Below are 18498 nucleotides of genomic sequence, written 5' to 3' on the forward strand. Positions count from 1 at the left end.
CAGGCCAGGCGCGCGGACGGCCCGCCACCGCGAGAACGGACGATCCCATCCGCGACAGGCACGGGCCGTGGACGAGAGGAGGGACGAACCCCCTGTGGACGACGAGGAGGCGAGACGGCACGCAAGCCCGGCGGGATCGACGGCGCGCGCGGGTCGTGGCGGGTCTGGCGGGAGGCCGCGAGGCACGAGCGGCCGGATGGTAGACCCGCGCGCGCCGTCGTGGACGCCGGGCGGAGGTAGCCGCCCCGAACCGCACGCAGACACGACGACGCCGGGCGGGTTGCACTCGCCCGGCGTCGTCGGGACCGATCAGTCGCGCGTGAGCTTGCGGTACGTCACGCGGTGCGGACGCGCCGCGTCGGCGCCGAGGCGCTCGACCTTGTTCTCCTCGTACGACGCGAAGTTCCCCTCGAACCAGTACCAGCTCGCCGGGTTCTCCTCGGTGCCCTCGTACGCGAGGATGTGCGTCGCGACGCGGTCGAGGAACCACCGGTCGTGGGACACCACGACGGCGCAGCCGGGGAACTCGAGCAGCGCGTTCTCGAGCGAGCCGAGGGTCTCGACGTCGAGGTCGTTGGTGGGCTCGTCGAGCAGCAGGAGGTTGCCGCCCTGCTTGAGCGTCAGAGCCAGGTTGAGCCGGTTGCGCTCGCCGCCGGACAGCACGCCCGCGGGCTTCTGCTGGTCCGGGCCCTTGAAGCCGAACGACGCGACGTAGGCGCGCGACGGGATCTCGACGTTGCCGACCTTGATGAAGTCGAGCCCGTCGGACACGACCTCCCACAGCGTCTTCTTCGGGTCGATGCCGCCGCGCGACTGGTCGACGTACGAGATGGAGACGGTCTCGCCGACCTTGAGGTCGCCGCCGTCGAGAGGCTCCAGCCCGACGATCGTCTTGAAGAGCGTGGTCTTGCCGACGCCGTTCGGGCCGATGACGCCGACGATGCCGTTGCGCGGCAGGGTGAAGCTCAGGCCGTCGATGAGCTGGCGGTCGCCGAAGCCCTTCTGGAGGTTCTTCGCCTCGAGGACCAGGCTGCCGAGGCGCGGGCCCGGCGGGATCTGGATCTCCTCGAAGTCGAGCTTCCTCGTGCGCTCCGCCTCGGCCGCCATCTCCTCGTAGCGGGCGAGCCGCGCCTTGGACTTGGTCTGGCGGCCCTTGGCGTTGGAGCGGACCCAGTCGAGCTCCTCCTTGAGGCGCTTGGCGAGCTTGGCGTCCTTCTTGCCCTGGACCTGGAGGCGCTCGCCCTTCTTCTCGAGGTAGGTCGAGTAGTTGCCCTCGTAGGGGTAGAGGCGGCCGCGGTCGACCTCGCAGATCCACTCGGCGACGTGGTCGAGGAAGTACCGGTCGTGCGTGACGGCGAGGATGGCGCCGGGGTAGGTCGCGAGGTGCTGCTCGAGCCACAGCACGGACTCGGCGTCCAGGTGGTTGGTGGGCTCGTCGAGGAGCAGCAGGTCCGGCTTCTCGAGGAGGAGCTTGCACAGCGCGACGCGGCGGCGCTCGCCGCCGGAGAGCACGGACACGTCGGCGTCCGGCGGCGGGCAGCGCAGGGCGTCCATCGCCTGCTCGAGCTGGGAGTCGAGGTCCCACGCGTCGGCGGCGTCGATGGCCTCCTGGAGCGTGCCCATCTCGGCGAGCAGCGCGTCGAAGTCGGCGTCGGGCTCGGCCATGAGGGCGGAGATCTCGTCGAAGCGGTGCTTCTTGGCGAGGATGTCGGCGACGGCCTCCTGGACGTTGCCCAGGACGGTCTTCTCCTCGTTCAGCGGCGGCTCCTGCAGCAGGATCCCCACGCTGTAGCCCGGGGAGAGGCGCGCCTCGCCGTTCGAGGGCGTGTCGAGGCCGGCCATGATCTTGAGGATCGTGGACTTCCCCGCGCCGTTCGGGCCGACGACGCCGATCTTGGCACCGGGGTAGAAGTTGAGCGACACGTCGTCGAGGATGACCTTGTCGCCGTGCGCCTTGCGCGCCTTGTACATGGAGTAGATGAACTCAGCCACAGCCTGTGCTTCCACCGTTCGGTCGGTCTGGAGTGGGTCGGGATTGCCGACCACTCAGCCTACGCGGTCGGGCCGCCGCACGGGTCCTGACGGACGGCACGCCGTGCGGCGGGACCGGTCACACCGTCGCGAGGTGCTCCTCGTCCGCGGGCGCCTCCTCCTCCACGGCGCCCTCGGTCGCGTCGAGCGCCGCCGGGGACGCGTCCTCCCGCCGGTGCACCGTGCGTGCGAACCGGGACTCGCCGAGCGTCAGGTCGTGCCCGAGGGACGTCGCCTCGACGACGAGGCTGGTGCGCGGGCCGTCCGGGCCGGCCCACTCGTCCACCGACAGCCGCCCGGTGACGACGACGGGGTCGCCCTTGTGCAGCGACGTCGCGACGTTCCGCGCGACGTGCTTGAACGCCTTGACCGTGAACCAGAGCGTGCGCCCGTCGACCCACTCGCCGCGCTCGCGGTCGAGATAGCGCCGGGTCTGGGCGATGCGGAAGCTCGTGAAGTCCGTGCCGGACTCGGACGTGAAGAGCGTGGGCGTCGTCGCGACGAAGCCCGAGAGCGTGACGGTGACGTCACCGTGCATGGTGCCTCCTGAGGACCGCTGCGCCGGGGCGTTCCCGGCGGCCGCCTCAGGGTGCGCTGCGCGGGGTGGCGCCGTCCGACGTCGGACGCTCGCCTGTGGACGACGCGCCCAGATCCGGGCCTGTGGGTAGCCGTAGCGACCCGGTCAGCGGCGCCGCGGGCGCGAGGTCCCGCGCCGACTGCGCGAGCTCGCGGACCTGGCGGTGCGTGTCGAGCAGGTCCTGGGTGGGCCGCCCCATCGCCACCTGCACGACCCGCTCGATCGCGCCGCGGCCCGAGGCGAGGACCTGCTGCTCGCGTCGCCGGGCGAGCGTGCGGCGCACCTGGACCACCGCGAGGAAGCACACGACCGCGCCGAGCACCGCGACGGCCGCCACCACGGCGCACACCGTGACGAGCACGCCCGACAGGTCGACCACGCCGAGCGACCCCAGCACCGCGAGCACCCCCGCGACCACGCCGACCGCGAGGGCCGCCCACGCCGCGCGACGCGTCGGCCGGGCGGACGCCGGGCCGCGCGTGTCGAGCGGGATCTTGGAGAGCGCCGCGACGGTCGCCTCGGTGATCCCCTTCGCCGGCGCCACCGCCTCGTCGAGAGCCTGTCGCCAGCCGGGCCGCAGCGCGCGTCCCGCCCGCTCGATCCAGCGCGAGCGCGACAGCGCGACCGCGTCGGGCTGCGGCGGGGAGAACTCGGGACGGCCGTAGCCGTTGCGGACCGCCGCGCCCACCTGGCCGGCGACGGCCGCGAGGCCGGTGGCCGCGGCGAGCCCGTCGACCTCCTCCTCGACCGCCGCGCTCATGGTCCACGGCACGTCGCCCGGGATCTCCGCGAGGAGCAGCGCGCCGGCGCGGTCGAGCTCGCCGGCGACCCGGCTCGCCGCGACGCTGCGCCGGGCGACGGCCTGCTCCAGCAGGTCGCGCAGCTCGTCCAGGCCCTCTCCCGTGCGGGCGGACACCGTCGTGACGTAGACGCCGGTGAGCCCGTCCTCGCCGAGGAGGCGGTCCATGTCCTCGACGAGCGACGCCCGACGGCTCTCGGGCACGGTGTCGATCTGGTTGAGCACGACGACCATCGACCCCTCGAGCCCCGCGGACTTCTGGAGGTAGCCGGAGTGGAGCGCGTCGTCGGCGTACTTCTGCGGGTCGACGACCCACACCAGCAGGTCGACCAGCGGCAGCACCCGGTCCACGACGGCACGGTGCGCCGGCTCGATGGAGTCGTGGTCGGGCAGGTCGAGCAGCACGAGCCCGCCGAGCGCCGACTCGTCGTCGGCGTCCAGCATGCCGTCGCGCGTGATGCGGCGCTCCGCGTCGACCTCGAGCCAGTCGAGCAGCGCCGTGGCCTCGTCGCTCCACGCGCACGACGTGATGCGGGCCGTCGTCGGCCGCTTCACGCCGACGTCCGCGAAGTCGAGGCGCGAGACGCGGTTGAACAGGCTGGACTTGCCCGAGCCGGTGCCGCCCGCGAGCGCGACGACCGTGTGGTCGACGCCGAGCGCGAGGCGCTCGCGCACCCCGCCGACCGCGTCGCGCACCTGGGCGGCGACGGCGGGGTCGAGCCGGTCGCCCGCGAGGTCCACCGCGCGCTCGAGGTCCTCGGTGCGGGCGCGCAGCTGGGCGTCGTGGGACGTCACATGAGCCTCCTCAGCTCGGCGAGTCGTAGGCGCAGGGCGACGGCGGCGTCCGGCGCGAGCGCCGGCACGTCCAGCGCCGCGAGGACCGGCTCGGCCTCCCGGTCGACCATCGCCTCCGCACGGTCGGCGAGGTCCGTCGTCAGGGCGGTGAGGGCGTCGTCGGCGGTGTCGGCGAGGGACGTGCGGACGAGGGCCGCGGCGTCGTCGCTCCCGGCCGCCGCGGCGAGCAGGAGCGCCGCGAGGCCGTTCTCCCCGAACGCCTTGACCGCGGCGCGGGCCGCCTCCGCGGCGTCGGGGCGTGCGAGCTGGGCGACCACCTCGTCGGCGCGTGCCACCCACTCGTCCACGTGGCGAGCCGCAGCGGCCTCGCGCGGGGCGGCGGCCGACTCGCCGTCGGGCACGACGGCGGACCCGCCGGGCACGCGACGGGTCCCGTCGAGCGCCGCGCGCAGCGCCTCGTGCGCGAGCACGCCGTCCGCCGCGAGGGTGCGCCGGACGACGGTGCGGACCTCGTCGCGCAGCGGTGCGAGCGCGGTGTCGCGCGCCCGGCCACGGCGACGCGTCGAGCGCACGACGCCGCCGCGCACCTTGACGCGGTCGACCTTGTCGGCGCCGGTGATCTGGGACCAGCGCGCCGCGAGCGAGCCGCGCGAGGGGTCGCCGCGCAGGACGGCCTCGCGGACCTGCGCACGGACGGGCGGGAGGGCCGCGGTCGCGGTGTCCCGCAGCACCTGGGCGGCCTCGATCTGGCGCTCGACGGCGTCGGAGACGCCGGTCACCCACGACGGCAGGGCCGCCAGCGATCCCTTGAGGGTGCGCACGATCACCGCGCGCGAGCGGTCCGGCCCGGCGAGCATCGTCAGCCAGCGCGCGACCGGCGCGACGACCGACCGGTCCAGGAGCCCCTCGTGCGGGCCGACGTCCGGCACGACGAACAGGGGCACGCCGTCCATGCCGTGGTCGCGCAGGCGCTGGAGCAGGTCCCCCCGGATCGTCGTGAGCGTGTCGGGCGGGACGCGGTTGAGGACCATCGCGACGCTCGCGCCACGCTCCATCGCGCGACTCAGGGCCTTCCACGGGAGCGCGTCGCCGTAGCGCGACGCCGTCGTGACGAACAGCCACAGGTCCGCCGCCTCGAGCAGCAGGCCGGCGGTCTCGCGGTTCTCCGACAGGAGGGAGTCGAGGTCGGGGGCGTCGAGCAGCGCGGTGCCGCGCGGGACGCCGTCGTGGTCGATGACGCGCGACACGCGCGTCGCCGGCCCTTCGACGATCACGTCGGCGTCCAGGGGGTTGAACGCGAGGACGGGCTCGCGCGTCGTCGGGCGCAGCACGCCGGCCTGCGACACCTCCTCGCCGAGCAGCGAGTTGTACAGCGTCGACTTGCCGGCACCGGTGGAGCCGGCCACCACGACGACCGCCGGCGAGGACAGCTCCTTGAGGCGCGGCAGCAGGTGCTCGTCGAGCTGGGTGAGCAGCCGGTCGCGCGACGCCGCCGCCTCGTCGGACCCCTCGATCGCCAGCGGGAGCTCGACGGCGGCCACGTCGCGCCGCAGGTCACGGGCCACGTCGAAGACGGTGACGCCCAGCTCCTCGCCCTGCTCGGCACGGCCGCGGCCCGTCGCGCCGCCCGGGCCTGCGGCGCTCTGGGCGCCCGTCGCGACGTCTCGGGTTCTCACGGGTTCATCCTGACGCCTGGACCCGACCCCGCCAAACGTACGCGCCGTCCGTGCAGGTCGGCTGCGGGTCGGCCGCACGTCGGGCGCCCGTCGGGGGCCGCGTCGGGCGCCGGTCGCGACCTGCGGGGCTCGCGCGCCGCACACTACGATGGCTGCGCGCCTCGATAGCTCAATGGATAGAGCAACGGCCTTCTAATCCGTAGGTTGCAGGTTCGAGTCCTGCTCGGGGCACCGCACCGCCTCCCCGGCGCCCCTCGTGCCCGCGGGCGCCGGTCAGGCGAACGACTGCGCGTCGGCGTGCTCGACCTCCACGAGGAACGCGTGCCGCTCCTCGCCGCGCGGGTAGGGACCGCCCGTGTAGAGGACGGAGAGGCGGTCCACGACCGCCCAGCCGGCCTCGCCGTCGAGCACCTCGACGACGCGGCCCCGGAGCGTCGCCATGACGTACGGGTTCCCCGTGTCGGTCACGGAGACGGCGACGCGCGGGTCGCGCGCGAGGTTGCGGGCCTTGCGCGAGCGCGGTCCGGTGAGGAACGCGAGCCGGTCGCCCTCCCAGGCGACCCAGAGGGGCACGACGTGCGGGGCGCCGTCGGGCAGGACGGTCGCGAGGTGCGCGACGTGCGGCCCCGCGACGAGTGCCCGAGCACCCTCGGGGACGTGTGCGGGCCCGGGCGCGGACCGGGTGGTGGACGCGCTGTGGTCGGTCATGGTGTCCCGACCGGCGGCGGGACCACGACTCATCGGTCGGGACGGGTCAGCCGACGATCGCGCCGCACGACAGGTCGAGGACCACGCCCGTCGTCGCGCCCGCGGCGTCGGACGCCAGGTAGACGGCGCTGCCCGCGACCTCGGCGAGGCGCGGCAGCCGGCCGAGCAGCGTGTCGTCCACGAGGTCGGGCAGGTCCTCGTCCTTCGCCCCGGCGGTCTCCGGCGTGAAGTTCGGCCGCAGCCCGACGACGCGCACCCCGTGCCGCCCGACCTCGCCCGCGAGCCCGCGCACGAGCGCCTCGAGCGCGGCGCACGCGACGTTGAAGCCGCCCATCTCGTGCCGCGACTCCTGCGCGGCCGTCGTCGAGAGCACCACGACGACGCCCGAGCCCTGCGCGACCATGTGCCGCGCCGCGGTGCCCGCGGTGTGCGTGTGGCGTCGCACGGCCTGCGTCACCGGGACGAGGACGTCGTCGGGGTCCATGTCCACGAAGGGCACGTTCTGCACGGCGTCCATCCCGACCGCGTTGAACGACACGTCGAGGCTCCCTGCCGTCGCGACGACGTGTGCCGCGTGGTCGCGCACCGCGCCGAGGTCGTCGACGTCGACCACCGCGGTCTCGGCGGCTCCCCCGGCCGCCCGGATCTCGGCCGCGAGCGCGTCGAGCGTCGCGGCCGTCCGCCCGGTGAGGAAGACGCGGGCGCCGGCGGCGGCGAAGGCCCGGCTCACCGCCGACCCCATCGACCCGGCGGCCCCGTAGACCACGGCGTTCCTCCCGGCGAGCTGCACGGTCGTCTCCTTCGTCCGGTGTCCGCGGGCACGTCGGCGGTGATGCCGGCGCGCGTGCCCGCGCTGAGCGGGCGACAGGGACGACGGCGCCCGGGGACGGAACTCATCGGCGCCGCGCACGTTGTGCTCGGCATGGGGAGTTCTCACCCTCCCGGGGTCGGAAAGGGTAAAGATCGGGCCACCCCTCGTAGATATACTCGCCGGACCGGCCCGTGGGCCGGTTCGGCCCGGTTCGCCCGGGTACCCGGGGGCGTGCGACAGCCCTCTCCCGGCCGCCACCGACGGCGAACGACGGCACGCACGAGCGAAGGATCGAGATGACCGAGGCAGCACCGCTCCAGCCCCCCGCCCCGACGGAGACGCTCACGCTCACGGCGCCGGAACCCGTCAAGCCCGTCGCCGCCACGCAGGCCCCCTCGCTCGCGCCGCGCGTCGACGAGGCCGCGATCCCGGGTCTCGAGGCCAAGGTCGGCTCGTACCTCGACCAGCTCCTGTCCGCGGACACGCGCTCGCCCGAGTTCGCCGCCAAGGCCGACGACGTCCGCAAGATGGGCGACGCGGACATCCGCGCCGCCGCGGACGTGTCCAACCGGATGCTCGACATGCCGGTCAAGGAGCTCCGCGAGGGCGGCGTGTCCGACAGCTCGAAGATCAGCCGGTCGCTGCTCGAGCTGCGCCGCACGGTCGAGGACCTCGACCCGAGCGAGGCGCCGATCGGCAAGAAGCTGCTCGGCATCTTCCCGTTCGGCGGCAAGATCCAGGACTACTTCCGTCGCTACGAGAGCTCTCAGTCCCAGCTCAACGCGATCGTCCAGTCGCTCTACAACGGCCAGGACGAGCTCCGCAAGGACAACGCCGCGCTCAACCTGGAGAAGCAGAACCTCTGGGACACCATGGGGCGGCTGAACCAGTACATCTTCATCGCGGAGCGCCTCGACACCGAGCTCTCCACGAAGATCGCGCAGCTCGACACGACCGACCCCGAGCGGGCCCAGGCGCTGCGCGAGGACGTGCAGTTCTACGTGCGCCAGAAGCACCAGGACCTGCTCACGCAGCTCGCGGTGTCCATCCAGGGCTACCTCGCGATGGACATCATCATGAAGAACAACCTCGAGCTCATCAAGGGCGTGGACCGCGCCACGACGACCACCATCTCGGCGCTGCGCACGGCAGTCATCGTCGCTCAGGCGCTCGCCCACCAGAAGCTCGTGCTGGACCAGATCACCGCGCTCAACACGACGACGTCGAACATGATCGCGTCGACGTCGAAGATGCTCGCGGACCAGTCGGCGACCATCCAGTCGCAGGCGGCGAGCGCGACCGTCGGGCTGCCCCAGCTCCAGCAGGCCTTCGCGAACATCTACGCGACGCTCGACTCGATCTCGACGTTCAAGACGCAGGCGCTGGACTCGATGGCCCAGACGATCGGCGTCCTCGAGACCGAGACCACGAAGGCCAACGAGTACCTCGACCGCGCGCGCCGCTCCGACGTGTCGCAGGCCGGCAACGGCTCGCTCGACATCGGCCGGCTCTGAGCCGCCCCGTATGACGACGGCGCCCGCACCCGCAGCAGCACCACCGCAGTTCCCTCTGTCTCTTCCCGTACGCACCCCGAGCTGGACGGTCGCCTAGATGGGCTGGTTCTCCGACGTGGTCGCCCGCATGGGCGGTCGATCCCGCACGACCGAACCGGCTCTCGTGCTGCCCCCGCCCCCGACGAGCGTCGACATCCTCGACTCCGTCGAGAGGATCGAGCGGCAGATCGAGGGCCGCGTGCCGCCGGCCGTCACGGCGCGCGTGCACCGCATCACGGGCACGGTCGAGGAGATGGTGCCGCGCCTCGACCGCCTCGGCGGCGGGTCGCAGCAGGCGCACACGGTCGTCGCGACCGCCACGAGCTACCTGCCCGAGGCCGTCGGCGCGTACCTGCGTCTGCCGCGCGACTTCGCCGACCGTCGCGTCGTGGCCCACGGCAAGACGTCCCTCATGCTCCTGTGCGACCAGCTCGACCTGCTCGGCGTGACGCTCGACAAGATCTCCGACGCGGTGTCCCGGGCCGACGCCGCGGCGCTCGTGGCGCACGGCCAGTTCCTCGCGGACAAGTTCCGCGACTCCTCGATCGCGCTCTCGCCCGGGGCCGGCGCCGGCACGCCGCCGCCCGACCTGACCGGACGCCTGGAGGCCCCGTGACGACGTCCGACCTGGCCTCCGCGCTCACCGCGCTCGCCGCCGCCGCGCGCGACGCCGGGGTCGACGAGGAGGCCGCGCGCGACGAGGGCGCACGGCTCGCGGCCGCGGTCGCCGAGTCCTCGACCGGCGCTCCCGCGGCGTGGCTCGCGGCGCTCGGTCACGACCCCGCCGCGACCGGCGCGTTCTTCACGGCGGCCTCGAGCGCGCGGCGCTGGCGCTCGGCCCCCACCGACGTGCTCGCCGGTCTCGTGGCCGCCCGCTCGACACGAGCCGGCGCCTACGGCGCGGCGCTGGCCGACGTCGCGACGGCGGCCGCGTCCCTCGGCTCGCCCGGTCCGCACGTCGCCGGGAGCGCCGCGGCGACCGCGGCGGTGCAGCGCTCGGCGTCGGCCGGGGCACGCCCGCCCGTCACGACCTCGCCGGCGCCCGTCCCGACGGCGCCCGGGCCCACGGCCCCGTCGGCCGGAGGTCCGCTCGGCACCCGCCCGGCGTCCGCCAACCCGTTCGACCTCGGCGAGCTCGCCCACCTCGGCTCACGGCTCCCGGGCGCCCGCCCGGTCCCGCCCGACGTCCCGTCCGTCGAGACGATCCTCGACGCGCTCGGCGCGCGCGGCCACGGGACGCCGACGACCCCGGGCGACCCTGCGCCGTCGGGCACCGCACCGACCGGGACGGACGCGAGCGGGACGGCGGGAGCAGCGCCGGCGACGACCGCGCAGACGACCCCCGCGCAGGCGGCCGCGCCCGCGGAGGAGCCCGCGCGCCCCCTCGAGGAGCTGCTCGCGGAGCTCGACGCGCTCACGGGGCTGGGTCGCGTGAAGGACGAGATCCACCGCCAGACCGAGCTGCTGCGCGTCGAGAAGCTGCGGACCGACGCCGGTCTCACGCGCCCGACGCTCACGCGGCACCTCGTGTTCCTCGGCAACCCGGGCACGGGCAAGACGACGGTCGCGCGCCTCGTCGCGGGCATCTACCGCGCGCTCGGCCTGCTCGCGACGGGCCACCTCGTGGAGGTGGACCGCTCCGAGCTCGTCGCGGGCTACCTCGGCCAGACCGCCGTGAAGACGTCGGAGGTCGTGGCCACCGCGCTGGGCGGCGTGCTGTTCGTCGACGAGGCGTACGGCCTCGCGGAGGACCAGTACGGCGCCGAGGCGATCAACACGCTCGTCAAGGACATGGAGGACCACCGCGACGAGCTCGTCGTCGTGGTCGCCGGATACCCGGGGCCCATGGCGGACTTCCTCGGGACGAACCCGGGTCTCGAGTCGCGCTTCTCGACGACCATCACGTTCGAGGACTACACCGACGACGAGCTGCGCGACATCTTCGCCGGCATGGCCGAGAGGTCCGACTTCGAGCCGACACCCGAGGCGCTCGAGACGTTCGGGCGCCTCGCCGCCGCGCAGGCACGCACCGAGGGATTCGGCAACGCGCGCTGGGCCCGCAACGTGCTCGACGCCGCGATCGCCCGCCACGCGTGGCGGCTGCGGGACGTGCCCGCCCCGACGGTGGACGAGCTGCGCCTCCTGCTGCCCGCCGACGTCGTCGACGCCGAGGGCGCGCCCGGGCTGCTCGCGTCGCTCGACCCGCCCGAGGCGCCCGAGGCGCCCGAGGCGCCCGACGACCCGACCGCACCTCCCGTCCACCCCACCGTCGAGGAGAACGCATGACGACCACCCCGGTCCGCCAGGCGGCGCCCCCGCCGTCGGGCACCGTTATCGTGGCGCCCGCGGCGCCGGCCGGCCAGGCCGTGCAGCCCCTGGGCAGCGCGTCCGTCGCCCGCGCGCGGGGCGCGCTGCGCCGCACGCCCGGCCGCCTGCGCCTCGTCCTCGCGCTGTCCGTCCTCGCCTGCCTGGCGCTGGGTCTGCTCGGCTTCCAGGCCGGCAGCGTCCAGTCGCGGGCGCTCGACGCCGCGGCCGAGGACTCGGCGCAGCTCGTCGGCGTGCAGGACGTGCGCAACGCGCTCGTGGCCGCCGACGCGACCGCGACCGGCGCGTTCCTCGTCGGCGGGCTCGAGCCGGCCGAGCAGCGGGCGCGCTACGACGAGCTCGTCGACCAGGCCGCGGCCGACCTCGCGACGCTGTCCGGCAGCAACGAGGCCGACGCCGAGCTGCTCGGGCAGGTGGCCGCGGACCTGACGGTGTACACGGGGCTCGTCGAGCAGGCGCGCGCGAACAACCGGCAGGGCTTCCCCGTCGGCGCCGCATACCTCGACCAGGCGTCCACGATCCTGCGCGAGGAGATGCTGCCCGCTCTCGACGAGGTCGTGCTCGACGACGCCGACCGCGTCGCGGCGGACTTCTCGGGCGTGCGCAACGCCCTGTGGGTCCTCGCGGGGTGCCTCCTCGCGCTCGCGGTGCTCGTCCTGGGACAGGTGTGGCTCGCGCGCCGGACGCACCGCGTGCTCAACGTCGGCCTCGCGACGGCGACGGGCGTCGTGCTCGTCGTGGGGCTCGTGGGCACGATCCTGCTGTCGCAGGCGTCCGGCCGGGCGCAGGACGTGCGGACCGGCCCGTACGCCGCGACGCTCGCCGCGTCGCAGGCCTACGCGCTCGGCAACGAGGCGAAGTCGATGGAGGCCTTCACCCTCATCAAGCGCGGGTCGGGCCAGGTCTACGAGGAGGAGTTCCGGGCCGCGGTCGACGACGCCGGCGAGCGCCTCGACACCGCCGCGGCCGACGGCATCCTCGACGGGACGACGGCCGAGGCGCTCGACGCGTGGGTGGTCCGGCACGACGAGATCCGCGCGGCCGACGACGAGGGCGACTGGGACGGTGCTGTCGCGCTCGCGACGAGCACCGAGCCCGACAGCGCGAACGCCGCGTTCGACACGTTCTCCGCTGCGGCGCGCGACGACATCGAGACGAACGCGGCAGCGACCCGTGACGACCTCGCGTCGGCCGCCACGAGCGCGGCCGTCGCCGGGTGGCTGCTGCTGGTCGCCGGGCTCGTCGCGGCCCTGCTCGCGTGGCGCGGCATGACGGCACGACTGGAGGAGTACCGGTGAGGACCACGAACGCCGCCCTCGCGGCCACCACGGGTGCCGACGCCCACCGCGGCGGACCGCGCCGCGCCCGCGTGCGGACCGGCCTCGCCGCGGCGCTGGCCGCGACGACGCTCGTGCTCGCGGCCTGCACGGGTCCGAGCGGCGCCGACGACCTGCGCCTCGCCGCCGAGGAGCCGCCGGCCGAGGAGAGCGCGCCGCCCGCTGCCGCCGCACCGGCCGAGTGCACGGACCCGCTGGCGTCCTACGCGCCCGAGGGCGCGCTGCCCGGCCCCGACGCGCTCCCTGCGGGCAGCACGATGGCCGAGATCCGCGAGCGCGGCGTGCTGCGCGTCGGCGTGTCGGCGGACACCCTCCTCATGGGCTCGCGCGACCCGCTGTCGGGCGACATCGAGGGGTTCGACATCGACGTGCTCCGCGAGGTCTCGCGCGCGATCTTCGGCGACCCGGACCGGCTCCAGTTCCGCGTCATCACGTCGGGCCAGCGCATCGAGGTCCTCGAGGGCGACGACCCGGACGACGTCGACCTCGTCGCGCGCGCGTTCACCATCAACTGCGACCGCTGGGAGCAGATCGCCTTCTCCGCGGAGTACTACCACGCCGGCCAGAAGGTCCTCGTGACGCGCGACTCTGAGGCCGCGGGCATCGCGGACCTCGAGGGGCAGCGCGTGTGCGCCCCCGAGGGCACGACGACGATCACGCGGCTCGAGGAGTACCCCGGCATCGAGGCGGTCCCGGCCACGACGCACACGCAGTGCCTCGTGCTGTTCCAGCAGGGCCGGGTCGACGCGATCACCGGCGACGACACGATCCTCGCCGGGTTCGCCGCGCAGGACCCGTACGCGAAGGTCGTGGGCGAGGCCATCAGCGACGAGCCGTACGGCGTCGGCGTCCCGGCCGGGAACGTGGACATGGTGCGTTTCGTCAACGGCGTCCTCGAGCGGATGAAGAGCGACGGGACGTGGGCCGCCAGCTACGACCGCTGGCTCGGCGTGCTCGGCGACGCCCCGACGCCCCCGGCACCGGTCTACGGCCGCACGCCGTGAGCCGTCCCGTCGCACCCGAGGCGCCGGGACGGCTCGGCGAGGCCATCCCCGCCGCCGACCTCCTCGCCTACCTCGGCGCGCTCGAGACGTGGCTCGACGCGCGACGGACCGAGCTCGACCGGCTCGACGCCGCCGCCCAGGCCGCCGCGACGCCCGACGCGTACACCGCCGACCTCGTCCTGGCCCTCTCCCTGTGGCAGGCGATCCGCGGGCGCGCCGACGAGCTGCGGGTCACGTGGGACTCGGGCCGCGTCGACGCGGTCGCGCGCGAGAAGATGTCGGTCCTCGTGTGGGGCCGGCTCGACTCGGGCTCGGGCGCGGCGCTCGTCTCCCTCGTCGAGGCCGTCAAGCTGTGCGACGCGCTCGTCGTCCAGCTCCGCACGCGCCTGTCGTTCGATTCGCACACGGCCGACCAGGTGGCGCGGCTGCGCGGCGTGCGCGCCGAGCTCGTGCGCTGCGAGGACCTCGCCGGGTCGGACGCCGACGCGCGCGGGCGCATCGGGACGCTGCGAGGGCGGCTCGACCGGCTCGTCGCGCAGGCCGCGCGCGGCGCCGACGTCTCGGGCCCGCTCGCGGAGCTCGAGACCGAGGTGGCCCGCGCCGAGCGGGACCTCATCGTCGCGTCGGCGCAGCGCCGGGAGCTCGGCCGCGACCGCGCGCGGACGACCGAGCGCAGGGACGCGCTCGAGGCCCGCGAACCCGCGCTGCGCGAGCTCGTGACGCGCTGCCGGCGCGAGATCGCGCACCCGCCGCGGCTCGCCGTGCCCGACGTGTCCCGGCTCGGCCCCGTGCCGGACTCGCGGTTCGAGCTCGACGCGTACTCGGCGCGGCTCGACGCGGTCGCGCGCGCGGTCCAGACCGTCGAGGACGCGTACACCCGGCCCCTGCGCGAGCGCGCCGAGCTGCGGTACAGCCTCGACAAGCTCGCCGCGAAGGCCGACGCGAACGGCCGCTCCACGTCCCCCACCGTCCGCTCCGGCCTCGCCGAGGCCCGGGACGCCGTCGAGGCGACGCCGTGCGACGTCGTGCTCGCGCGCTTCCTCGTCGAGCAGTACCACTTCCTCACCCGTGACCTGCCCACCTCGGAAGGAGCGTCGTCGTGACGACCACCGCGACCGTCCCGTGCTCGGAGCCCGGCTGCCCGGGCACCATCGAGGACGGCTACTGCAACGTCTGCGGGGCGCCGGCCGGCGGCACCTCGGGCGGCACGTCCGCGACCGCGGGCACCTCTGCCGGTCCGTCGACCGGGCGGACCCGGGGCGCCGCCTCCGCGACCGCCGCGTCGCCGTCGGCGATGCTCGGCACGGGCTTCGTCCAGGGCAGGACCGGCGCGGTCCCGCCCGGCGCGTCCGACCCGGAGGCCGAGCGGTCCACGCGCACGGGCCGCACGAGCTCGAGCCGCCTCGCGACGGCCGCGCTCGGGTCCGCGCGCACGGCCGCGACGGGCTCCAAGGCGACCCGCCGCGTCGGCACCTCCTCCACGCGCCTGCGCGGCCACCGCCTCGGCGCCGGTCTGACCACCGTGCCCTCCGCACCCGTGACGGACCCCCTGCAGGCCGTCATGGCCGTGCCCGAGGTCGCCGAGCGCAAGCGCTTCTGCCCCACGTGCGGCGAGAAGGTGGGCCGCGGACGCGACGGCCAGCCGGGCCGCACCTCGGGCTTCTGCCCGCACTGCGGCAACAGGTTCGACTTCTCGCCCCAGCTCTCCCCCGGCGACGTCGTGGGCGGCCAGTACGAGGTCGTCGGCTGCCTCGCGCACGGCGGCCTCGGCTGGATCTACCTCGCACGCGACCAGAACGTGTCCGGCCGCTGGGTCGTGCTCAAGGGCCTGCTCAACTCGGGCGACCCGGACGCCTACGCCGCGGCGATCTCCGAGCGCCAGTTCCTCGCCGAGGTCGAGCACCCGCTCATCGTCGAGATCTACAACTTCGCCATGCACGACGGTGCCGGCTACACCGTCATGGAGTACGTCGGCGGCAAGTCCCTCAAGGACATCCTGCAGGACCGGCGCGACGCGAACGGCGGGGTCATCGACCCGCTGCCCGTCGACCAGGCCCTCGCGTACGTCCTCGAGGTCCTGCCGGCGTTCGCGTACCTGCACGACCACGACCTGATCTTCTGCGACTTCAAGCCCGAGAACGTCATCCAGCAGGGCGACGGGGTCAAGCTCATCGACCTCGGCGGCGTGCGGCGGCTCGACGACCTCCAGTCCGCGATCTTCGGCACGGTGGGCTACCAGGCGCCCGAGGTCGCGGAGGTCGGTCCGTCCGTCGCGTCGGACATCTACACGATCGGCCGCACGCTCGCGACGCTGGTGCTCGACTTCCGGGGGAACACCACGACGTACGTCGCGTCGCTCCCGCCGGTCGCCGAGACGCCCGTGTTCCAGGCGTACGACTCGTTCTACCGGCTGCTCGCCAAGGCGTGCGCGCTCGACCCGTCCGACCGGTTCGCGACGGTCGACGAGATGCGGGCACAGCTCGTCGGCGTCCTGCGCGAGGTCGTCGCGACCGACCGGGGCCCGGGCAACGCGGCGCTCCACTCGGCGGCGTCCGTCCTGTTCGAGGCGCCGGTGTCCGACGTCGCGGAGCGTCCGCTCGACTGGGACGAGCTGCCCGTGCTGCGCGCCGACGAGCACGACCCGATGGCGAGCTGGCTCGCCGGGGTCAACGTCGCGGACCCCGACGCGCGGCTCGCGGCGCTCGCCGACGCCCCGCAGGACACCGTCGAGGTGCGCCTCGCCCGTGCCCGCGCCGCGATCGAGGCGGGACGACGCGACGTCGTGCAGGCGACCATCGCGGAGATCCTCGCGGACGACCCGTGGGAGTGGCGCGCCGCATGGCTCGGCGGTCTCGACGAGCTCGCGCGCGGCGACTCCGTCGCGGCCCGCGCGTCGTTCAACGCCGTCTACGGCCAGGTGCCGGGCGAGCTCGCGCCGAAGCTCGCGCTCGCCACGGCGTGCGAGCTCAGCGGCGAGCCCGACATCGCCGAGTCGCTCTACGTGATCTGCGCCCGGTCGGACGCGAACTACACGGCGCCGTCCGCCTTCGGGCTCACGCGCATCCGGCGCGAGCGCGGCGACCTCGACGGAGCCCTGCAGGCGCTCGACCTCGTGACGCCGACCCGCAGCTCGTACGTCGAGTCGCGCGTGCTGCGCGCGCACCTGCTCGCCGACTCCGGTCGGGGGCTGCCCGCGCTCGCGGACGCGCTCGCGAGCGTCGGCGCCGTGACCATCGCGCCGCGCGAGCGCGCGCAGCTCTCGGTCGGGGTGCTGCGCTCCGCGCTCGACACGGTGACCGAGTCCGGCCCGTCGCCCACGACCCGGATCGCGGGCGTCCCCGCGGACGAGCCGGCGCTGCGGGACGCGCTCGAGGGCGCGTACCGCGAGCTCGCGTCGCTCACGGAGTCCCGCGACGAGCGCATCGAGCTCGTCGACCAGGCGAACGAGGTCCGCCGCTGGACCGTGCGATGAGCGCCCCGACCGGACCCGCGTCGCCGGGTCCCGACGCGCCCGCCCCGGACGAGAGCACCCCGGGCGAGACCGCTCCGGACGAGACCGCTCCGGACGAGACCGCTCCGGACGAGCGCACCGGTGCGACGGCTCCGGGCGCGACCACCACGGAGGCGACGGCCCCGGCGGAGGTGGACGGCGACGGCGAGGCCACGAGCGCGCTCCTCGCCTGCCCGGCGTGCGGCGAGCCGTCGCACCCCGGCGCGCGGTTCTGCGAGGCGTGCGGCACCCCGCTCGCGTCGTTCCCGCCCGAGCCGACGGCTTCGGGCGCGGACGGGGCGGACGGCGCGGGCGACGCGGACGGGCTCGCTGCGGCGACGTCGCCCGCCGACCCCGGCACGGCGACGGACGCCGACGACCCGGACGGCAGGACCCGCACCGACGGCTCGCGGCCGTGCGTGCGCTGCGGCGGCACGATCGCGGACGACGGCTACTGCGCGCAGTGCGGCGAGCCCGCCGCGACCGAGCGCGACCACTGGGCCGAGCGACCGGTCGCCTGGGTCGCAGGCGTGTGCGACCGCGGCGTGCGGCACGTCCGCAACGAGGACGCCATGGCGCTCGCCGCGAGCGGGCCGGCGCCCGTCGGCGGGCCCGGGTCCGCGAGCGGGCCCGCAGTGCCGGCCGGAGAGGACCCGGCGGAGCGCCCCTTCGCGGCGCTCGTCGTGTGCGACGGGGTGTCGAGCGCGCCCGACTCGGACGTCGCGAGCCTCGCCGCCGCGCGGGCCGCGCGCGACACGCTCGCCGCGGGCGGTCCCTCGGGCGGCGCGCGCGTGCAGGGTGAGACGACCGCGCGCCTCAGCGCCTGGTCGGTCCTGCTCGGCGACGCCGCACGCGCCGCCAACGAGGCCGTCCTCGCAGCGGTGCCGGGCACGGCCGACCGGGAGAACCCGCCGTCGTGCACGTTCGTCGCGGCGGTCGTCGACGGGCCCCTCGTCGTCACGGGCTGGGTCGGCGACTCGCGCGCGTACTGGCTGCCCGACGCCGGCGAGGCGCACCAGCTCAGCGTCGACGACTCGTGGGCGCAGGAGATGATCGCGCAGGGCGTCCCGCGGGCGCAGGCGGAGACCTCCTCGCAGGCGCACGCGATCACGCGCTGGCTGGGTCACGACGCGCCCGACCCCACCGCCCGGACGGCGGCCACCATCCCGGACCGCCCGGGCTGGGTCCTCGTGTGCTCGGACGGGCTCTGGAACTACTGCTCCGCCGCGGGCGACCTCGCCGCGCTCGTCCACGCGACCGAGGGCTCGGACGGCTCCGACCCCGAGGCGCTCGCCGCGGCCCTGGTGCGCTGGGCGAACGCGCAGGGCGGCCGGGACAACATCACCGTCACCCTGGCCCGCTTCGCCGCGGGGGCCGCCGGCTGACGACCCA

14 protein-coding genes and 1 tRNA gene are annotated in these 18498 nt (G+C 75.1%); 9 read left to right on the forward strand and 6 right to left on the reverse strand.

Annotated features, from left to right (window positions below; all coding sequences use genetic code 11):
• Positions 1 to 309: 309 nt before the first annotated feature.
• From ettA to ACWPWV_RS18340, 4 genes are all read right to left on the reverse strand, one after another.
• Entirely contained in the window at positions 310 to 1992 is a 1683-nt protein-coding gene (ettA, locus tag ACWPWV_RS18325) for an energy-dependent translational throttle protein EttA (protein WP_454044319.1), read from the reverse strand.
• Positions 1993 to 2110: 118 nt separating this feature from the next.
• Entirely contained in the window at positions 2111 to 2569 is a 459-nt protein-coding gene (locus tag ACWPWV_RS18330; protein ID WP_454044320.1) for a single-stranded DNA-binding protein, read from the reverse strand.
• A gap of 46 nt (positions 2570 to 2615) precedes the next feature.
• The gene (locus ACWPWV_RS18335) at positions 2616 to 4202 is read right to left on the reverse strand and encodes an ABC transporter (RefSeq protein ID WP_454044321.1); all 1587 of its coding nucleotides are present in this window, start codon (positions 4200 to 4202) and stop codon (positions 2616 to 2618) included.
• A complete protein-coding gene (locus ACWPWV_RS18340) occupies positions 4199 to 5878 on the reverse strand; it encodes a GTPase (protein WP_454044322.1) in 1680 nt (559 codons plus the stop codon). The genes ACWPWV_RS18335 and ACWPWV_RS18340 overlap by 4 nt, the downstream gene beginning before the upstream one ends.
• Before the next feature lie 158 nt (positions 5879 to 6036).
• Between ACWPWV_RS18340 and ACWPWV_RS18345 the strand changes: the two genes are divergently transcribed.
• A tRNA-Arg gene (locus tag ACWPWV_RS18345) sits at positions 6037 to 6109 on the forward strand.
• Positions 6110 to 6151: 42 nt separating this feature from the next.
• On the opposite strand, the gene ACWPWV_RS18350 is transcribed toward ACWPWV_RS18345, so the two are convergent.
• Positions 6152 to 6586 (reverse strand): PPOX class F420-dependent oxidoreductase, encoded by a 435-nt coding sequence (locus ACWPWV_RS18350; protein ID WP_454044323.1) that lies wholly within the window; start codon positions 6584 to 6586, stop codon positions 6152 to 6154.
• A 46-nt stretch (positions 6587 to 6632) separates the two neighbouring features.
• On the reverse strand, positions 6633 to 7376 hold the full coding sequence (locus tag ACWPWV_RS18355; protein WP_454044324.1) for an SDR family NAD(P)-dependent oxidoreductase: 744 nt from the start codon (positions 7374 to 7376) through the stop codon (positions 6633 to 6635).
• A gap of 317 nt (positions 7377 to 7693) precedes the next feature.
• Between ACWPWV_RS18355 and ACWPWV_RS18360 the strand changes: the two genes are divergently transcribed.
• From ACWPWV_RS18360 to ACWPWV_RS18395, 8 genes are all read left to right on the forward strand, one after another.
• Positions 7694 to 8911 (forward strand): toxic anion resistance protein, encoded by a 1218-nt coding sequence (locus ACWPWV_RS18360; protein WP_454044325.1) that lies wholly within the window; start codon positions 7694 to 7696, stop codon positions 8909 to 8911.
• Between the two features lie 97 nt (positions 8912 to 9008).
• The gene (locus ACWPWV_RS18365) at positions 9009 to 9566 is read left to right on the forward strand and encodes a hypothetical protein (protein WP_454044326.1); all 558 of its coding nucleotides are present in this window, start codon (positions 9009 to 9011) and stop codon (positions 9564 to 9566) included.
• Complete coding sequence (locus tag ACWPWV_RS18370; protein ID WP_454044327.1) at positions 9563 to 11236, forward strand: AAA family ATPase; 1674 nt, start codon at positions 9563 to 9565, stop codon at positions 11234 to 11236. The genes ACWPWV_RS18365 and ACWPWV_RS18370 overlap by 4 nt, the downstream gene beginning before the upstream one ends.
• Complete coding sequence (locus tag ACWPWV_RS18375; protein WP_454044328.1) at positions 11233 to 12573, forward strand: hypothetical protein; 1341 nt, start codon at positions 11233 to 11235, stop codon at positions 12571 to 12573. The genes ACWPWV_RS18370 and ACWPWV_RS18375 overlap by 4 nt, the downstream gene beginning before the upstream one ends.
• Complete coding sequence (locus ACWPWV_RS18380; protein ID WP_454044329.1) at positions 12570 to 13616, forward strand: glutamate ABC transporter substrate-binding protein; 1047 nt, start codon at positions 12570 to 12572, stop codon at positions 13614 to 13616. Before ACWPWV_RS18375 ends, ACWPWV_RS18380 begins: the two co-directional genes overlap by 4 nt.
• Complete coding sequence (locus ACWPWV_RS18385; protein WP_454044330.1) at positions 13613 to 14719, forward strand: hypothetical protein; 1107 nt, start codon at positions 13613 to 13615, stop codon at positions 14717 to 14719. The genes ACWPWV_RS18380 and ACWPWV_RS18385 overlap by 4 nt, the downstream gene beginning before the upstream one ends.
• Complete coding sequence (locus ACWPWV_RS18390; RefSeq protein WP_454044331.1) at positions 14716 to 17088, forward strand: tetratricopeptide repeat protein; 2373 nt, start codon at positions 14716 to 14718, stop codon at positions 17086 to 17088. Before ACWPWV_RS18385 ends, ACWPWV_RS18390 begins: the two co-directional genes overlap by 4 nt.
• A complete protein-coding gene (locus ACWPWV_RS18395) occupies positions 17085 to 18491 on the forward strand; it encodes a PP2C family serine/threonine-protein phosphatase (protein ID WP_454044332.1) in 1407 nt (468 codons plus the stop codon). Before ACWPWV_RS18390 ends, ACWPWV_RS18395 begins: the two co-directional genes overlap by 4 nt.
• Positions 18492 to 18498: the final 7 nt, after the last annotated feature.

This window comes from Cellulosimicrobium sp. Marseille-Q8652 (genome assembly GCF_965112045.1).